Origin of the sequence: Streptomyces sp. RK9 (genome assembly GCF_045070545.1) — a bacterium.
Classification (GTDB): Bacteria; Actinomycetota; Actinomycetes; order Streptomycetales; family Streptomycetaceae; genus Streptomyces; species Streptomyces alboflavus.
In genome coordinates this window covers 140,515-158,163 of record NZ_CP173703.1, presented here as the reverse complement: position 1 = coordinate 158,163, position 17,649 = coordinate 140,515, and the positions used below count along the sequence as shown (strand labels likewise).

16 protein-coding genes are annotated in these 17,649 nt (G+C 72.3%); 10 read left to right on the top strand and 6 right to left on the bottom strand.

All coding sequences use genetic code 11. The features are described 5' to 3' along the window. The first annotated feature begins 388 nt into the window (after nt 1-388). Both AB6L24_RS00740 and AB6L24_RS00735 read left to right on the top strand, forming a co-directional pair. Complete coding sequence (locus AB6L24_RS00740) at nt 389-820, top strand: hypothetical protein (RefSeq protein ID WP_405650798.1); 432 nt, start codon at nt 389-391, stop codon at nt 818-820. Nucleotides 821-822: 2 nt separating this feature from the next. Continuing rightward, a complete protein-coding gene (locus AB6L24_RS00735) occupies nt 823-3,120 on the top strand; it encodes a caspase family protein (protein WP_405650796.1) in 2,298 nt (765 codons plus the stop codon). A gap of 53 nt (nt 3,121-3,173) precedes the next feature. Here the strand turns inward: AB6L24_RS00735 and AB6L24_RS00730 are convergent, their stop codons facing one another. Next, complete coding sequence (locus AB6L24_RS00730; protein ID WP_405650793.1) at nt 3,174-4,769, bottom strand: purine-cytosine permease family protein; 1,596 nt, start codon at nt 4,767-4,769, stop codon at nt 3,174-3,176. A gap of 68 nt (nt 4,770-4,837) precedes the next feature. Between AB6L24_RS00730 and AB6L24_RS00725 the strand changes: the two genes are divergently transcribed. Together AB6L24_RS00725 and AB6L24_RS00720 are read left to right on the top strand one after the other, a co-directional pair. Next, nucleotides 4,838-5,476, top strand: a complete 639-nt coding sequence (locus AB6L24_RS00725; RefSeq protein WP_405650791.1) for a TetR/AcrR family transcriptional regulator — start codon at nt 4,838-4,840, stop codon at nt 5,474-5,476. Between the two features lie 112 nt (nt 5,477-5,588). Next, nucleotides 5,589-7,214, top strand: coding sequence for an amidohydrolase (locus AB6L24_RS00720; RefSeq protein ID WP_405650789.1), 1,626 nt, complete (start codon nt 5,589-5,591; stop codon nt 7,212-7,214). A gap of 87 nt (nt 7,215-7,301) precedes the next feature. On the opposite strand, the gene AB6L24_RS00715 is transcribed toward AB6L24_RS00720, so the two are convergent. Next, complete coding sequence (locus AB6L24_RS00715; RefSeq protein ID WP_405650787.1) at nt 7,302-8,210, bottom strand: LysR family transcriptional regulator; 909 nt, start codon at nt 8,208-8,210, stop codon at nt 7,302-7,304. Nucleotides 8,211-8,300: 90 nt separating this feature from the next. On the opposite strand from AB6L24_RS00715, the gene AB6L24_RS00710 reads away from it, so the two are divergent. Then, nucleotides 8,301-9,677 carry an aspartate aminotransferase family protein gene (locus AB6L24_RS00710; RefSeq protein ID WP_405650784.1) on the top strand — a complete coding sequence of 459 codons (1,377 nt, stop codon included), beginning with the start codon at nt 8,301-8,303 and terminating at the stop codon, nt 9,675-9,677. Nucleotides 9,678-9,686: 9 nt separating this feature from the next. Here the strand turns inward: AB6L24_RS00710 and AB6L24_RS00705 are convergent, their stop codons facing one another. Next, entirely contained in the window at nt 9,687-10,289 is a 603-nt protein-coding gene (locus AB6L24_RS00705; RefSeq protein ID WP_405650782.1) for a TetR/AcrR family transcriptional regulator, read from the bottom strand. 94 nt (nt 10,290-10,383) lie between these two features. On the opposite strand from AB6L24_RS00705, the gene AB6L24_RS00700 reads away from it, so the two are divergent. After that, nucleotides 10,384-11,166: an MBL fold metallo-hydrolase gene (locus AB6L24_RS00700; RefSeq protein ID WP_405650780.1), complete on the top strand. Its 783-nt coding sequence runs from the start codon at nt 10,384-10,386 to the stop codon at nt 11,164-11,166. Between the two features lie 14 nt (nt 11,167-11,180). Here AB6L24_RS00700 and AB6L24_RS00695 read toward each other — a convergent pair whose 3' ends face one another. After that, complete coding sequence (locus AB6L24_RS00695; RefSeq protein ID WP_405650777.1) at nt 11,181-11,741, bottom strand: TetR/AcrR family transcriptional regulator; 561 nt, start codon at nt 11,739-11,741, stop codon at nt 11,181-11,183. Nucleotides 11,742-11,866: 125 nt separating this feature from the next. Between AB6L24_RS00695 and AB6L24_RS00690 the strand changes: the two genes are divergently transcribed. Together AB6L24_RS00690 and AB6L24_RS00685 are read left to right on the top strand one after the other, a co-directional pair. Continuing rightward, a complete protein-coding gene (locus AB6L24_RS00690; RefSeq protein WP_405650775.1) occupies nt 11,867-12,877 on the top strand; it encodes an NADP-dependent oxidoreductase in 1,011 nt (336 codons plus the stop codon). A 101-nt stretch (nt 12,878-12,978) separates the two neighbouring features. Then, nucleotides 12,979-13,374 (top strand): VOC family protein, encoded by a 396-nt coding sequence (locus tag AB6L24_RS00685; protein WP_405650773.1) that lies wholly within the window; start codon nt 12,979-12,981, stop codon nt 13,372-13,374. Between the two features lie 96 nt (nt 13,375-13,470). Here AB6L24_RS00685 and AB6L24_RS00680 read toward each other — a convergent pair whose 3' ends face one another. Next, nucleotides 13,471-13,806 carry a hypothetical protein gene (locus AB6L24_RS00680; protein WP_405650771.1) on the bottom strand — a complete coding sequence of 112 codons (336 nt, stop codon included), beginning with the start codon at nt 13,804-13,806 and terminating at the stop codon, nt 13,471-13,473. A gap of 169 nt (nt 13,807-13,975) precedes the next feature. On the opposite strand from AB6L24_RS00680, the gene AB6L24_RS00675 reads away from it, so the two are divergent. Further along, nucleotides 13,976-14,887: a LysR family transcriptional regulator gene (locus tag AB6L24_RS00675; protein WP_405650769.1), complete on the top strand. Its 912-nt coding sequence runs from the start codon at nt 13,976-13,978 to the stop codon at nt 14,885-14,887. A 203-nt stretch (nt 14,888-15,090) separates the two neighbouring features. After that, a complete protein-coding gene (locus AB6L24_RS00670) occupies nt 15,091-16,143 on the top strand; it encodes a S1 family peptidase (protein WP_405650766.1) in 1,053 nt (350 codons plus the stop codon). Between the two features lie 86 nt (nt 16,144-16,229). Here the strand turns inward: AB6L24_RS00670 and AB6L24_RS00665 are convergent, their stop codons facing one another. Beyond that, nucleotides 16,230-17,282 (bottom strand): radical SAM protein, encoded by a 1,053-nt coding sequence (locus AB6L24_RS00665; protein WP_405650764.1) that lies wholly within the window; start codon nt 17,280-17,282, stop codon nt 16,230-16,232. Nucleotides 17,283-17,649: the final 367 nt, after the last annotated feature.

The following is a 17,649-nucleotide window of genomic DNA, read 5'->3' as shown; positions in this document are numbered from 1 at the left end:
GAACGGGGGCCAGAATCCTCTCTTCCGGTGTGTGGTGTAGACCTGTTTTCGGCCAGTTGGATGTACCTAGACGTTATTTTCCGTGCTCTTTGCGATGGTTGATACAGGGAAAGTCAAAAGCGGGACGAAAGGGAATGGGCCGAGGGGGCGGCGGCCTCGGCATTCGAATGCCTGATCCCTTGAATGCGCGATTACTTGACCTTTCCCGGTGCCCGGGCCGGTGTGGCTGAGCGCTTCAGTCGGCCGTCGACCGCTTCGGTGGCCACTTTGGCACAGGGCCGACAGGGATCCGGCGACTAGTGGCGACCGGCTGCGGTGCGTGGCCGGAGGGCGTCACACTGTGCGGGAGGGTTCGTGGAGACGCCTCAGACGCATCATCGGGGGATCTATGCGTGACGACGCGGTGGCGGGGGTCGGCCGTGCGGGCCGGCGGGTGGACGGTGTGGTGGACGTGCTGGTGGCGGTCGCGCCCGATCCCGATCTCGACGCGGAGGCGGGGGAGCGGGCGGCACGGCAACTCCGGGCCGAGATCACCGAATTGGACATCGAGTCGGTCCGTGCGGTGGCCGCCGGTCCGCTGCCCGACGGGGCGAAGGGCGCGGACGCGGTGACCGTCGGGGCCGTCGTGGTCGCGTTGAGCGCGTCCGGCGGAGTGCTCACCGCGCTCGTCGAGACCGTGCGTGACTGGCTGGGCCGGTCCGGCGCACGGCACCGGGTCTCGGTGACCATCGACGGTGACACGATCGAGCTGGATCGGGCGACCGACGCCGAGCGCCGTGACCTCGTCGAGGCGTACCTCCGTCGGCACAGCGGCGACTAGCCGTGGGGCGTCGGCTGGCGCTGCTGATCGCCACGTACGACTACCAGGACGCCGGACTGCGGCAGTTGACCTCTCCGGCACACGACGCGGAGGCGTGGGCCGCGGTGCTGCGGGACCCGGACATCGCCGGGTTCGAGGTCACCACCCTGATCAACCAACCGCACCATCTCGTCGGCGAGGCCGTCGGCGACTTCTACCGCGACCGGCGCCGCGACGACCTCACCCTGCTGTACTTCACGGGCCACGGCCTCAAGGACGACGGCGGGCGCCTGTATCTGGCGATGGCCAACACCCGCCGTGACAGCCTGCTGTTCACCGCGCTGTCCGCCGAGCAGATCGACCAGGCCATGGAGGGCTGTGCCTCACGGCAGAAGGTGCTCGTCCTCGACTGCTGCTACAGCGGCGCCTTTCCCGCCGGCCGGATCTCCAAGGGCGACACGGCCGTCCACGCGCTGGAGCGTTTCCAGGGCCGCGGCCGCACCGTGCTGACCGCGTCGGACGCGACCCAGTACTCCTTCGAGGGCGACCAGCCGCAGGGCCACGCGGCGCAGTCCGTGTTCACCCGCCACCTCGTGGCCGGGCTGCGCGACGGCAGCGCCGATCTCGACGGCGACGGCGACATCACCCTCGACGAGCTGTACGGCTACGTCCACGACCGCGTCGTCGACGAGATGCCGCAGCAACGGCCGAAGAGGCTCGACAGCGTCGAGGGCCGCATCGTCATCGCACGCAACATCAACTGGACCCTTCCCGCTCACCTGTGCAACGCCGTCGCCAGCCCCATCGCCACCGACCGGCTCACCGCCCTCGACGGCCTCGCCCACCTCCACCGGATCGGAAACGACGTCGTACGCGCCCGCGCTCTCGAAGAGATCCGGCGGCTCGCCGACGACGACAGCAAGGTGGTGTCCGCCGCGGCCGCGACGCGTCTGCGGTCCGTTCTTCCGACGCCGCCCGGTCCGCCGGGGGCGCCGCCCGACGCACCGGCACCGGTGCCCCCGGCCCGATCCCCGGCGGCACTGCGCCCCGAGCCTCCTCCCGTGCCACCGAGCGAACGAACGTCCCCGACGCCCGAGCAAGCAGCCGCAACGCCGCCCGGCCCTCATCCGGGCGCCCCCGCCCCCGGCCCTGCCCCCAGCAGATCCCGCCTGCGCCCCCGCACCCGCCGGGCCAGGGTGCTCACCGCCGCAGCCACCGCCCTCGCCCTGGCCGCAGCGGGCGTCGGGGCGTTCCTCGCCTTCAGGGAGACGGGGGACGAAAGCCACTGCCCCCGCGCCGTGCCGTCCCCCGACGTCCTGCGCGGCGCCGGCCAAGGGCTGGTGTTCAGCCCGGACAAGAAGACCTTCGCCACGTTCACGGAGACCTCGGACGTCGACTCCGTACGGCTGTGGGACCTGCGTACGCGCAATGCCGTCGCGACCGTACGGCGCCAGGCCCTGCCGAACAACGGTGAGGCGTTCAGCCCCGACGGGCGCTTCCTCGTCACCCAGGACCAGTACGACCCCGACCGGACGGATCCGGTCACGGTGCACCTGCGGAACACGTCCACCGGCAGGACCACGGCCATCCGCACCGACCACAAGGGTGTCGTCAACGTGGCGGTCAGCCCCGACGGGCAGAGCCTCGCCACCGCCGCAGCCTCGCGCTCCGACGAGGAATCCCCTCACCCGGTGCGGCTGTGGGACGTCGAATCCGGGAAGAGGACCGCGACCCTCACCGGCCACACCGACGGGATCAGGTACATGGCCTTCGGCCGCGACGGGGAGACCCTCGCCACCGGCAGCAGGGACGAGACGGTGCGGCTGTGGAACGTACGCACCCGCAAGACCATCACCACCCTCACCGACGCCTACGGCGGGATGTTCAGCCCTGACGGCAGGACCCTCGCGGTGGGAGGCGGCGACAAGGTGGTGCGGCTGTGGAACGTGAACACACGCAAGGCCATCGCCACCTTCCCCAACACCTCCTACGGATGGTTCAGCCCCGACGGCAGGACCTTCGCCGGTGCGGGCAGGGACAGGACGGTGCGGCTCTGGGACGTCGACACCGGCAAGAGCATCGCTGTCGTCACCCGCTCCGGATCACTCGTGGGGCTCAGCCCCAGCGGGAAGGCCCTCGCCATCGTGGACAAGGACGAGAAGGTCCGGCTGTGGGACGCGGCAACCCGCAGACCCCTCACCACCGTCACGACCGTCAGCTCCATCGGCAGCCGCCCGGCGTTCAGCCCCGACGGCACGATCTTCGCCGCGGCCGGCAAGGACGGGACGGTACGGCTCTGGGACGTCGCTGATTGCACGTGATCCCCCTGCTGCACGACATACCGCACGGGATTCGGAGCAGCCGATGGACGGCGTCACGCCCCGCCGTCCCCTGGTTCACCGGCGCCAGCGGGCGCCGCCGGTCGACCCGAACGGAGCCGTCCGCGGCTGAGGATGACGTAGAGCGAAGCGGAGACGGTGATCCCGGCGGGGAGGGCGAGGTCCAGGCCGTCCAGGGCCGACGCGATCGGCCCGGTGTAGAGGGTGTTGACGCACAGGGCCGACACGGTGACGCCGCCCGTGAGGGCCAGGGCTCCCGCCGGGCTGACCCCGGCCGTGTACCAGTAGGGGCTGTCGGGGGTCTCGTCCATCAGGGTGGGGCCGTCGTAGCGGTTGCGGCGCAGCCAGATGTCCGCCGCGTAGATGGTCATGGCGGGGCCGAGCAGGACGACGGTGAGCTGGAGGACGTTGCTGACGGTGTCGAGGAAGTCGGAGATGAGGAGGGCGTACAGGGTGAGGGCGACGGCCGCGGTCCCGTCGGCGAGCACGCTGAGGGAACGGCGGATGCGGATGCCGACGGCCTGGAGGGCGAGTCCCGCGCTGTAGGCGGTCAGCGCGTTGAGGGCGACCGTGCCGAGGATCAGGGCGAGCAGGAAGAGCGGGTCGAACCAGCCCGGCAGGATCGTCCGGAGCCCCGACTGCGGGTCCCCCATGTCGACCGCGGTCGCCGCGCAGGCCCCGAGCGAGCAGACGACGACACCGGGCACGAACCCGCCGAGCGCGGTCCAGCCGAGCACCGCCTTCGCGGACGTCGTGCGCGGCAGATAGCGGGCGAAGTCGGCGCTCGTCGTGTACGACAGCGGCGCGGAGGCGATGAGGGTGACCCCGGCGACGAGAACCGTCCACAGCTCGGCTCCCCGCAGCGGCGCGGGCGGCGCGTACGAGAAGTCGGTGTGGCGGAACACGGCGATCGCGACGACGGCGAAGACGGCGGTCAGGGCGAGCGTGATCGGCAGATACAGCTTCATGATGAGGCCGTGCCCGTACACGCCGATGGTCAGGGTGACGGCGGCGATGACCAGGACGACGGCGATCTTGACGCCCGTGGTCGCGCCCACACCGGCCTTCTCGACCAGGGCGAACGCGGCGGTCGCGGCGGCGGCCAGATTCAGGGCGAAGTAGCAGACGGAGATCATCCAGCCGACGACGGCGTTGTTCACGCGGTTGCCGCGGATTCCGTAGATCGCCCGCGTGATCACTTCGCTCGGCGTGCCCGCGGCCGGGCCGGATATCGCAAGGAGTCCGGTCAGGAGCCAGAACAGATTGCCCGCCACGATGACCAGGAGGGCCTGGCCCAGCGTCAGACCCATGAGGATCAGGGTCCCGCCGACCACCAGGCTCAGGTAGTTGACGTTCGCCGCCGCCCAGACGGAGAACAACTGCCGCGGGTGGCCGTGGCGTTCCTGGTCGGGGATGTGGTCGATGCCGTGCGCCTCGATGCGGCCCGCCCCGTCCGAGCTGGGCGGTTTCCTCTGCTCTCCGTCGACGGGCGGGGCGCCCGGCCCGTCCGCGAAGGGCCGTGCCGCTCGCGCGCCGTCGGGGCTCCGTGCCGGTGGTCCGCCGGGGGAGAGGCCCGCCCCCTCTTGCGCGGCGCAGGTGCTCTCGGGCGGGTCGGGAATCGTGGACGCCATGCGGCCCCTCCGGATGCTGGTAGCCCACCTGCTTGCTTATTGGTCGCACACTCAATAGCATGGAATCCATGTCGTCAAGCGTTCCGAACAAGCGAATCCGCAAATCTCCGGCGGCCAGACGTGCGGAAATCGTTGCGGCCGCCGCTGGTGTGGCACTGGCGGAAGGGCTGGAGTGCATCACCCTGCGGCGCGTCGCGGAGGAGCTCGACGTCCGTCCGGGGCTCATCAGCCACTACTTCCCGGCGGTCGACGACCTCGTGGCCGAGGCCTACGGAACCGCCGTCGGCTCCGAACTCGACGAACTCCTCCCGGTCGACCGGGCCGGCGCCACCCCCACCCGGCACCTCGCGCGGTTCCTCGCCCGTACGACAGGGAAGGCGTACGACGACATCAGCAGGCTGTGGCTCAACGCCCGACACCTGAGCCGCTACCGGCCCGCCCTGCGCGACCGCGTCGCCGTCCAGGAGGACGCCTGGCGCGACCGCCTCGAAGAAGTCATCCGCGACGGCGTCGAGGAGGGCGAATTCCACACCGCTGACCCCCTGGTGACGGCCATTCAGATCCTGGTCGTCCTCGACGGCCTCGGCATGCTCGTCAACAGCCCGAGCGCCGACGACGGCCCGCCCGCGGTCCGGCGCCTGCCCGTCACCACGGCGGAACGCGAACTCGGGCTTCCCGTCGGCACGTTGTCCGACGCCCCGGGCTGACCCGTCCGCGCGGCCCTGCGCCCGTCAAGGTGTCCTCGTCCTCGGCCATGCCCCAGCCCCCGTGTCCCAGCCTCCCTGTGTCCAAGGAGCCTTCGTGTCCCAAGGAGCCCCCGTGCGCACCTCCCTCGTCCTGCTCTCGGCCCGTCTGCTCGACCCCGTCACCGGCGAACTCCTGCCGCAGACCGCGCTGGCCGCGGCCGACGGACGCATCACCGCCCTCGGGGACGCCCCGGACATCCGCGCCCTCGCCGACGCCTCGACCACGGTGATCGACCTCGAGGGCGCCGTCGTCACCCCCGGCCTCGTCGACGGACACATCCACCCCGTCACGGGCGCCGAACTCACCCACGGCCTCGACCTGTCGGGCTGCGAGAACGTGGAGCACGTACGCGCGGCCCTCGCCCGCGAGGTGCGGAACCTCGCCCCCGGCGCCTGGCTGCACGGATGGGGCCTCGACCCCAACGTCTTCGCCGGAGCCCCCGTCGAGACCGCCCCCTTCGACACCGTCCTCGACGGCGTGCCCGCCCTGCTGCTGCTCTTCGACGCGCACTCGATGCTGGCCAGCCGCCGCGCCCTGGAACTCGCCGGGGTCGAAGGGCCCCGCACCTTCGACCAGGCCACCGCCGAAGTGGTCTGCGACGCCGAAGGACGGCCCACCGGACTGCTCCTCGAGGACGCCGCCTGCGCGCTCGTGGAACGCGTCGCCCCGCAGCCCACCCGCGACGAGCGCCGCGACCGGCTCGCCGCCGTCCTGCGCGCCATGGCCGCCACCGGCCTCACCGGCGGCCACGCCATGGACGCGAACGGCGACAGCCTCGCCTTCTACGCCGACCTCGACGCGGCGGGCGACCTGCCGCTGCGCCTGCGCGTCGCCCCCTGGTGCCAGCCCGGCACCGACGCCGACGGCCTGCGCGCACTCGTCGCCCAGCAGGGCACCGGCGGGCGGCTGTGGCGTACCGACGGCGTCAAGATCTTCATGGACGGCACCATCGACAACGGCACCGCCTGGCTGGAGCACCCCGACTGCCACGGCGAGTCCCGCCACGCCTTCTGGCCCGACCCCGAGGAGTACACCCGCGTCGTCGGCGAACTCCACCGGGCGGGCGTGCCCATCGCCACCCACGCCATCGGCGACGCCGCCGTACGCCATGTCCTCGACGCCGTCGAGAAGGCACAGGCCGAGGACAGGCGGCCGGTGCGGCACCGGATCGAGCACATCGAGACCGTGCCCGACGACACCCTGCGCCGCTTCGCCGACCTCGGCGTCATCGCCTCCATGCAGCCGACCCACTGCTGCGACTTCACCCGCGCCGACCACACCGACAACTGGTCGCGCCGCCTCGGCGAGGAGCGCGCCGCACGCGCCTGGCGCTGCCGCGACCTGCACGACTCCGGAGCCGTCGTCGTCCTCGGCTCCGACTGGCCCATCGCCCCCTACCCGCCGTCGGCCGTCATGGCCGGAGCCCGCCACCGCCGCCCCAGCCGCGACCTCACCCGGCCCCCGCACGGCCCGGACCAGGCGCTCACGGCCCTGGAGGCCCTCCAGGGCATGACCGTCAACGCCGCCTACGCGGCGGGCGAGGAGCACGAGGCAGGCCGCATCGCCGTCGGCCACCGCGCCGACCTGACCGTCTTCGCCGAGAACCCCCTCACCACCGAGGCCACCGAACTCCCGGACCTGCCGGTGCTCCTCACCGTCCTCGACGGCGACCCCACCCACCGCGACCCGCGGCTGTGACCGGCCTGGGAGGCGGTGGCGGCGGTGGCGGCGACCCGCGGTGACACGGGCCGCCGACCGCGGAGCCGCACGAACACGGGCCTGCCGCTACCGGCTCAGCAGCGGCAGCTCCGCCGAGGGGTTCCGCAGCGCGTCCAGCACGGCGCGCACCGCCGCGCGAGGCGGTGAGCCGCGCCGGACCGCCGCGGTGATCGTGCGCGTCACCGGAGCCGCGAGTTCCGCGGTGGCGACGCGATAGCGGTCGAGGTCCACCGTCAGGCCGGGCAGCAGCGCGATCGAGAGCCCGGCCTCGACGTGCTGCAACGTCATCATGTAGTTGCTGAAACGGCACACCACGCGCGGCTCGAAGCGCGCGTGGCGGCACAGCCGCAGCGCGAGGTTGGCCATGTACGACTGCGGCATGTCGAAGGTCCACGGTTCGTCCGCGTACGCGGCGAGGTCGACGCCGGCGCGCCCGGCAGCGGGATGGCCGGGCGGGACGACCAGCAGGATCGGGTCCCTGGCCAGCGGGACCAGGTCGAGGTCCGGGCCGAGCGGCAGCTCGTCGAAGTCGGTGGTCGTGATGATGACGTCCGCGTCGCCGACCCGCAGCGCGGGCATGCTCTCGTGCGGCTCCAGCTGAAGCACCTCCACGTCGAGGTGCGGATGCGCCTGCTTCAGGCGGGTCACCGCCGGGACGGCCATCGTGTGGATCGCGCTCTGGAACGCCCCGAGCCGCACCAGACCCGCCGGTTCCTCGCCGAAGCCGCGCAGCTCCGCCTCGACGCTCTCCATGTGGTCGAGGATCGCCCGGGCCCGGCGCGCGAGGATCAGCCCGGCGGGGGTGAGCCGCACCCGGCGCCCCGTGCGTTCGAGCAGCTGGGTGCGGGTCTCGGACTCGAGCACGGCGAGCTGCTGCGACACGCTCGACGGGCTCAGGTTCGCGGCCTGGGCCACCGCCCGCACGGTGCCCAGAGTGTCCAGCTGGCTCAGCAGGCGCAGCCTCCAGGGATTCATCACCCCCACATTGTTGTGCGGTTTCTCCGAACAGGACAGCCGGAATTGTGAGATGGACGTGTCGCTCGCGTGCGACCTACCGTCGAGGACATGCCTGCTTCGACCCCCGCCGCCACCGCTCAGCCGTCCTCCGCACCGCCGTCGCCCGCGGCGACCGCCTCGCCCACCACCGAGTCCTTCTGGGCCGACGCCGAGAAGCACCTCGTCCGCTACGGCCCCGAGTTCACGCGCGAGGTCATCGACCGCGCCGCCGGAAGCTTCGTGTACACCGCCGACGGCCGGAAGATCCTCGACTTCACCTCCGGCCAGATGAGCTCGATCCTCGGCCACGCGCACCCGGAGATCGTCGCGACCGTCCAGCGCCAGATCGCGTCCCTCGACCACCTCTTCAGCGGCATGCTCAGCCGCCCCGTGGTCGACCTCGCCCGCCGCCTGTCCGACACGCTGCCCGCGCCGCTGGACAAGGCGCTGCTCCTGACGACGGGCGCCGAGTCGAACGAGGCCGCGATCCGGATGGCCAAGCTCGTCACCGGCAAGCACGAGATCGTCTCGTTCGCCCGGTCCTGGCACGGCATGACGCAGGCCGCCGCGTCCGCCACGTACAGCGCGGGCCGCAAGGGCTACGGACCGTCCGCGCCCGGCAACTTCGCCATCCCCGCGCCGAACGCGTACCGGCCCGACTTCACCGCGGCCGACGGCTCCCTGGACTGGGCGCGCCAGCTGGACTTCGCCTTCGACCTGATCGACGCCCAGTCGACGGGCAGCCTGGCCGCGTGCCTGGTGGAGCCGATCCTCAGCTCGGGCGGCATCATCGAGCCGCCCGTCGGGTACATGGCGGCGCTGCAGGCCAAGTGCCGGGAACGCGGCATGCTGCTGATCCTCGACGAGGCCCAGACCGGCCTGTGCCGCACGGGCACCTGGTACGCCTTCGAGCGCGACGGCGTCGTCCCCGACATCCTCACGCTGTCCAAGACGCTCGGTGCCGGACTGCCGCTCGCGGCCGTGATCACGAGCGCCGAGATCGAGCAGCGGGCGCACGAGCGCGGGTTCCTGTTCTTCACCACGCACGTCTCCGACCCGCTGGTGGCCGCCGTCGGCAACACCGTGCTCGACGTCCTGAGCGCGGACAAGCTCGACGAACGTGCCCGCTCCCTCGGCGCGTTCCTCCGTGAGGGCCTGACGGACCTCGCCACGCGGCACGAGGTCGTCGGCGACATCCGGGGCCGGGGCCTGCTGGCCGGACTGGAGCTCGTCGTCGACCGTGAGACGAAGCGGAGTTCCAGCGAACTGGGCGCGCGGGTCACCCGCCGCTGCCTCGAACTGGGCCTGCACATGAACATCGTCCAGCTCCCCGGCATGGGCGGGGTCCTGAGGATGGCCCCGCCGCTGACCGCGACCGAGGACGAGCTCTCGCTCGGCCTGACGATCCTGGACCAGGCGATCGCGGAGGCCGCTGCCGCCCGCTGACCACCGCGGTCAGGGCTGGTCGAGGGCCCGCTCGATCGCGCGGCGGGCCCGGTCGGCCGCCGTCCGGTCGTGCTGGAGCTGCATGGCCGCGTTGAGCGCGAGCCCGGCGGCGACGATCTCGAACAGCGCCTGGTCGACGTCGAACCCGGCGGGCAGCTCGTCGTTCTCCACCGCCGCGGTCAGGTCGGCCCGCAGTTGTTCCCGCCAGCGCGACCACACCTCGGCCACCGCGTCGCGGACCCGGCCGGGGCGGCCGTCGTACTCGCTGAGCGCCGCCGTCATCAGGCAGCCACCGGGCAGCAGCGGCGCCTCCAGGTAGCCCACGGATCCCGCGCACACCGCGCGCAGCCGCCGCAGCCCCGGCGGCTCGGCCAGGGTGGGCTCCACCACCCGGTGCCAGAAGTCCACGAACGCCTTGTCCAGCGTGGAGATCTGCAGCGTCTCCTTGGTGCCGAAGTGCTTGTGCACCCCGGACTTGCTCATCTCCAGCTCCTCGGCGAGGCGGCCGATGGTGATGCCGTCGAGCCCCTCCTCGGAGGCGATCTCGGCGGCCCGGTCGAGGATCCGGCCCTTGGTGGCCTGTGCTTCGGCGGCTGAGCGTCGTGGTGACATGCGCACAAGATTAGCGTACGAGCGTTCGCTATTGAATTGGCGAACGCTCGTACGCTAAGTTCCGTCGGCAACCACCGGAACGAAGGAGTGCGCGATGCGGGTACGACGACTGGGCTGGGCCGGACTGGAGATCGAGGCGGGCGGCGAGCGGCTCGTGATCGACCATGTGCGGGACCTCTCGCCGCTGTTCACGGGATGGAAGGCCGGCGAAGGACTCGTGGCACCGAGCGGGCAGGCCACCGCCGCGCTGGTCACCCACCTGCACCGGGACCACACCGACGCGTCCGCGCTCGCGGACGCGCTGACACCGGGGGCGCCGGTGCTGCGCCCGGCGCCCGGATACGGCGACGACGTGGACAAGGTGACGACCCTGCTGGCCGAGCGGGAGCTGGTCCAGCATCGTCTCGCCGCCGAGGTCGTGGACGCCTGGTCGACGTGCGAGGTCGGGCGGTTCCGCGTCACCGCGGTCCCCGCCGTCGACGGCCTCGGTGATCCGCAGGTGAACTGGGTGGTGGAGGCCGACGGGCAGCGGGTCTTCCACGGCGGCGACACGATGTTCCACGGCTGGTGGTGGCTGGTCGCGCGCCGGTTCAGCCCGTTCGACGCGGTGTTCCTGCCCGCGAACGGCGCGGTGGTCGACGCCCCGCACCTGCAGCCGCCGAGCCCGCTGCCCGCAGCCCTCGACCCGAGGCAGGCCGCCGCGGCGTCGGAGATCCTGAACGCCCGCTACGCGGTGCCGATGCACTACGAGACGGAGCAGCCGGACAAGATCCCGGGCTACGTCGAAGTCGGCGACCCGGAGGGCGAGTTCCGCACGCACGCCGGACGGCGCGCGCAGGTGCTGGCCGTGGGGGAGTGGCTGGACCTGGCCATGTGACCGGCCCCCGCGGCCTATCGGCCCGACGGCCCCTTGGTCAGCACCGCGCTCGCCACGACATCGAAGAGATGGTCGGCGCGGGGCGCGAGCGAGGGCTGGTCGTGGAGCCACGCGAGCGCCCCGACCAGTGCGAACAGATCGGTGCCGTCGATGTCGGCGCGCGCCGCGCCCGCGGTCTGGGCGCGGGTCAGGAGCCGCGTGCCCGCCGCGCGCATCGCGACGCACGAGGCGTGGAGCGCGGACTCGGGATCCTCGATCGCGGCCACCATCAGCGCCACGACGCCCCGGTACTCGTGGGCGCACGCGACGCAGTCGCGCAGCCACGAGACGAGGGCGTCCTCGGGCGGGCCCGGTGTCTCGAGCGTCGCCGCCCGCGCCGCCAACTCGTCGAACCTCGTGCGGAGCAGGGCCTCGAGGAGCGCCTCGCGGGTCGGGAAGTGGCGGTACAGCGTGCCGAGTCCGACGCCGGCCCTGCGGGCGACATCGCGCAGCGACGCGTCGGCGCCCTGCTCGGCCACGACGTCACCCGCGACGGCGAGCAGGTGGTCGTAGTTCTTCTTCGCGTCGGCTCGCATGTGCCTTCCTCGCCCCGTCCTTCTTGTCGTCCCTTGCCAAGCGGAGCAGTGCTCCATATATTCGGAGCAGTGCTCCGCTAAGGGTAGCTCCTGCGCGGGGGAATCCGTGAGGAAAGGTGACAGCCATGCCGTCAGGCACGATGAAGGCGATCCGGGTGCACGAGTTCGGCGGCCCCGAGGTGCTGCGCCACGAAGATGTGCCGATCCCCGAGCCGGGACCCGGCGACGTGCTCGTCCGCGTCCGCGCGGTGGGCGTCAATCCGCCCGACTGGTACGTGCGCGAAGGCATGCGGAACATCCCGCCGGACAAGAGGCCGCCGCTGACCCTGCCCGCCGTCCTGGGCACGGACGTGTCGGGCGTCGTCGAGGCCGTCGCCCCGGACGTGCGCGGCTTCTCCGTCGGCGACGAGGTCTTCGGCCTGCTGCGCTTCCCGAGCCTCGAGGGCAGCGCGTACGCCGAGTACGTCGCCGCGCCCGCCGCGCACCTCGCCCACAAACCCGCGGGTGTCGACCACGTGCACGCCGCCGGGGTGCCGATGGCGGGGCTCACCGCGTGGCAGTTCCTGATCGAGCTCGGCCACGACCACCCCTCGCCGTTCCAGGAGGCACCCCACCGCCCGATGGCGCTGAACGACGGGACGACGGTGCTCATCAACGGCGCGGCGGGCGGCGTGGGCCACTTCGCGCTGCAGCTCGCCAAGGGCAAGGGCGCGCGCGTCATCGCGGTCGCCTCGGGCGGGCACGAGTCGTTCCTGCGCGAGCTGGGCGCCGACGAGTTCATCGACTACACGAAGAGCCGCCCCGAGGACGTCGCACGCGACGTCGACCTCGTCCTCGACACCGTCGGCGGCCGCGACAGCGGTCGTCTCCTGCGGACGCTCAAGCACGGCGGCGCGCTGTACCCGGTATTCCCCGGCGACCACGACGCCGACGAGGTCGCGCAGCGGAGCGCCACCGTCTCGGCCACCCAAGTGCGCTCCAACGGCCCGCAGCTCGCGGAGCTGGGCCGCCTCCTCGACGCGGGCGCGGTGCGTGTCGCCGTCGACAGCACCTATCCGCTCGCGGAGGCCCGCGCCGCCCACGAACGGGCCGCCCGAGGACACATCCAGGGCAAGATCGTGCTCACGGTCGGGTGAGACCGGGGCGCCGCGGCGCGCGGGCCCCGCCGCCCTCCCGCGCGCCGAACGGTCAGGAACGGAGAAGCGGCGGCGAGCAGGCCGCTCCTAGTGTGGCCAGCATGAACACCACATTGAAGGTCAGTGCCATCATGCTCGGCGTCAAGGACGTGGAGCGTGCCAAGAAGTTCTATGTGGAGGGCCTGGGCTGCGCGATCGACCAGGACTTCCCCGGTTTCGTGAAGTGCGACCTCGGCGAGGGCTCCTCGCAGCTGGCGCTCTACGCCTGGGACGAGGTGGCGGCGGACGCCGGCGTCCCCGCGGAGGGGTCGGGGTTCCGCGGCGCCTCCTACCACTTCCTCACCGCATCCAGGGAGGAGGTCGACGAGGTCATGCGCGCCGCCGGGGCCGCGGGCGGCACGGTGGTGAAGGAGGCCGCCGCCGCCGACTGGGGTGGGTACTTCGGCTGTTTCAGCGACCCCGACGGCCACCTGTGGAAGGTCGCCACCGCCACCTGAGCATGCGCCGCACCCCGACCGGACCGGACCCCGACCGGGCCGGACCCCGGGCAGGCCGGTCGCGGCACTCGGATCAGGCCGTGTGCCGCCCCCGGCTCAGAGCGTGCACAGGGTCAGGACCAGGCCGGTGAGACCGGTCGCCAGGCCCGCCAGCGCCTGCTTGCGTCCGGCCCCGTGCATGCGGTGGGCGTTGGCCCATCCGGTCACGCCGAGGACGAGGGCGGGCACGGGAATGGTGCCGGTGACCGTGCGGACCGACGGGATCAGGGCGCCGATGACGGAGAGGGTCCCGTAGGCGAGCGCCAGGGTGGCGAGGCCGTTGAGCGGGCCCTTCGCCGGTGCCGGGGAGGCGTCCTGGGAGGACTGCGGCCTGGTCTGCCAGGACGCCTCGCGGGCCGTCTCCTCGGCGGGGGCGAGGGTGGGCGTGTTCATGGGCGTACGACTCCAAGTCGTCGAGGGCGGCGGGGGAAGGGGTTGGCGGGCGGGCGCGCCGAGCCGTGCAAGGGAGGGCTCGGCGCCGCGCCGTCCGCCCTGTCGATGCTAGGAAGCCCAAAGGCATAGATCAAAGACGCGTTTCCACGGGGAAACATAGAGTGGGGCTATGGCAGCCCCACCGACCCTCCGGCAGCTCGAATACCTCCTGGCCGTCGTGGAGACCGGCTCCATCACGGACGCCGCCGCCCTCCTGCACGTCTCCCAGCCCACCCTCTCCCAGCAGCTCAAGAGCCTGGAACGCACCGTCGGCACCCCGCTCCTGGAACGCACCCCGCGCGGCGCCCACCTCACCCCGGCAGGCCGCGCCTTCCTGCCCGGCGCCCGCCACGCCCTGTCCGGCGCCGAACGCGCGACCGGCGCCGCCCGCGCCGTCGCCGACATGGTCCACGGCGAACTGCACCTCGCCGCCGTCCTCAGCGTCGCCCTGGGCGTCGTCCCCGGCGTCCTCGCCGTCTGGCACCGACGGCACCCCCGCGTCGACGTCGTCCTGCACGAGTACGCCGACCTCGCCTCCTTCGCCCGCGCCCTGACGGACGCCACCGCCGACGTCGCCATCGGCCCCCTCCCGGACGGCTGGGACGGCCCTCACCACTCCCTGGGCGCCGAGGAGTTCGTCGTCCTCGTGCCGCCAGGAGATCCCCTGGCCGGACGGAAGACCGTGCGCCTGGAACAGCTCGCCGAGCGCCCCTGGGTCCAGTACGGACGCACCCACGCCCTCGCGGCCACCGTCGAAGACCTCTGCACCGACGCCGGATTCACCCCGCACGCCGCGATCCGCTCCACCCAGACCGCCGCCGTCCCCCGCCTCGTCGCCGCCGGACTCGGCGTCGGCCTCGTGCCCGCGAACGTCCTCACCCCCGACTTCCCCGGCACCGCGCTGCGCCTCACCCCGCGCAGGCGCCGCGCCCTGTCCGTCTTCACCCGCCCCGGCCCGCACCCCCTCATCGCCGAGCTGGTCACCGTCGCCCGCGAGCACGCCCGCCTGACGCCCGATCACCTCGCCGAGCAGCTCTCCTAGTCGGCGCCCGCTCCGACCGGGCCGCCCTCACGTGCCGAGGCACGCCTTCGTGCGCCCGCCCTCGCGGCACGCCGCTCTGGAAGATCCCGGACGGGCAAGGTCCAGACCCTTGCGCGACTGACGCAGACATGCCACTTTCCTTGCTCGGTACGTCCCACACGTATCGCGGTACGTCACACGTCACCGTCAAAGGAGCCCCCCACATGAGACGCACCACCTGTGCGCGTCTGGGCCTGTCCGCCCTGCTCGTCACCGGATCGCTCGCCCTGGGTGTCACCCCCGCCGGCGCCCAGAGCGAACCGGCGCCCTCCGCCACCCGTCTCAACGCTCTGAACGCCCAGGTCGAACGGCAGCTCGGCGACGACAGCGCCGGCACCTACCTGGACCGCCGCACCGGAAACCTCGTCGTCACCGTCACCAGCGACGCCGCCGCCGAACGCGTCCGCGCGACCGGCGCGACCCCCAAGCGCGTCGAGCGCAGCGCCGCCCGACTCGACGCGGCCATGGACACGTTGGAGTCCCGCGCCAAGATCACAGGAACGTCCTGGGGCATCGACCCCCGCACCAACCAGATAGCCGTGGAGGCCGACCGTTCGGTCTCCGCCCGTGAGATGGCCCGCCTGCACCGCGTCGCCGACTCGCTCGACGGCGCCGTCCGCGTCAGCCGCGTGCCCGGCACCTTCCACCGCGAGGTCGCGGGCGGCGACGCCATCTACGGCGGCGGCTCACGCTGCTCGGCCGCCTTCAACGTCTCCAAGGGCACCACCAAGTACTTCGTCACGGCCGGGCACTGCACCAACCTCAGCGCCAACTGGTCCGCCACGTCCGGCGGCGCGGCCGTCGGCGTGCGCGAGGGCACCAGCTTCCCGACCAACGACTACGGCATCGTCCGCTACACCAACGGCTCCTCGCCCGCGGGCAACGTCAACCTCTACAACGGCAGCTACCAGGAGATCTCGTCCGCCGCCGACGCGGTCGTGGGGCAGGCCATCAAGAAGAGCGGCTCCACCACCAAGGTGACCAGTGGCTCCGTGACGGCCGTCAACGTCACCGTCAACTACGGCGACGGGCCCGTCCACGGCATGGTCCGCACCACCGCCTGCTCCGCGGGAGGTGACAGCGGTGGCGCCCACTTCGCGGGCACGGTCGCCCTCGGCATCCACTCCGGCAGCTCCGGCTGCACCGGCACCAACGGCTCCGCCATCCACCAGCCGGTGCGCGAGGCCCTGTCCGCGTACGGCGTCAGCGTGTACTGACCCGCGTACGACAGCGGGCCCCCTGGCGACAGAGGGCCCGCCTCCACCTGGCCCCCCGGCGGCAACTCGGGTCGCCGCCGGGGGCGTCAGCGCGCAAGGCCGAGCGGCACGTGCACCGGACGCGCCGCGATCCGCGCCCGGTCCTCGTCCGAGGCGAACCGCTCGTCGATGCGCCGCACCGCCTCCGCCCAGTCCGCGCGGCTGTGGATGCTGTTGAGGGTCTCCACGACGAACGGGTCGTCCCAGCGCTCGTACGACCGCCGCCAAAGGACCTGCGGGTCCTCGGTGAGCAGGCTGCCCACGGTGCCCTCGTAGATGGGCATCGCGCGCACCTCGCCGTCCGGCTCGATCTCCATGGGGCGGAAGCTCGGGGTGCGCGCCAGGAACGCCGGGTTCATCTGGACCTCGAAGTTCTCCGTCGTCTCCACCGTGACGGACGCCGGCGCCGCCGCACGCAGCCGCTTCAGGGTGTCCGGCGCGATCAGCTCGGCGACCTGGTCGTCACTGAGCAGCTCGTGCTCGACGAACGACGGCCGGCTCGCCAGGCCCGTGGGCACCACCGCACCGAAGTACAGCGTCTCCAGGTGCGGGAAGCGGGGCGCCACCTGCGCGCACATCTCCTCCAGCTCGTCGAAGTTGCTCCGGATCACGACGTAGTCGATGCCGAACCGCGGCGCCCGCAGCCCCTCCGCCCGGCGCCGGGCGACCTCCGCGTCGATCCGCGCGAGCCCGGCCGTCGCCCGCGTGAACGACCCGACGCGGCCGCGGATCCGGTCGTGCGAGGCGGCACTGGCGCCGTCCAGACTCACCACGATCTTCGTCACCACGTCGGAGAGCGCCTCGACCGTCGAGGCGGGCAGCGCCCACCCGCTGGTGTAGAGGAAGACCCGCACCCCCGCGTCGTCGAAATGCCGCGCCAGATCGACGATCCGCTTGATGGTCAGCGGTTCGCCGCCGCACAGCGTAATCATCTTCGGCCGCATCGAAATGATCGCGTCCGCGACCCGGATCATCTCCTCGTACGTGAGGTTCTTCGCGGGCCGCCGCCCCGATTCCGTATAGCAGTGAACGCAGCGCAGCGGGCACGCGAACGTCACGTCCCAGATCACGGCGTTGGGATTCCTGAGCGACTTTTCCATGGACGTTTCTCCAGGCAGAGGGCGGGCGTGCATTCCGGCTTCGCACCCTAGGAACCCCGGCCGAAACCCGTCGTCCGTACCGCGGTACGCAATCACGGACCGCCACTACGCAGGTTCTCCGTACGTAAGGGAAAGGGACCGAAGCCCTTGCGTAGTCGCCTTCCGCCTTTGCGTACCCGAGTACGGATCTGCCCGGCCACCCCGCCGATTAGCGTTCCTTCCCGGCAACGCAGTGCACCCGAGACGGAGAGGAGGTGAATCACCATGATGTATCCGCCCCCGACCGTCGGCGACTGACGGTGACGCATGCGGGCGGTGGCCGCTTCCGAGCCGGAGCGGCCACCGCACCCTTTTGGCCACGACGGCC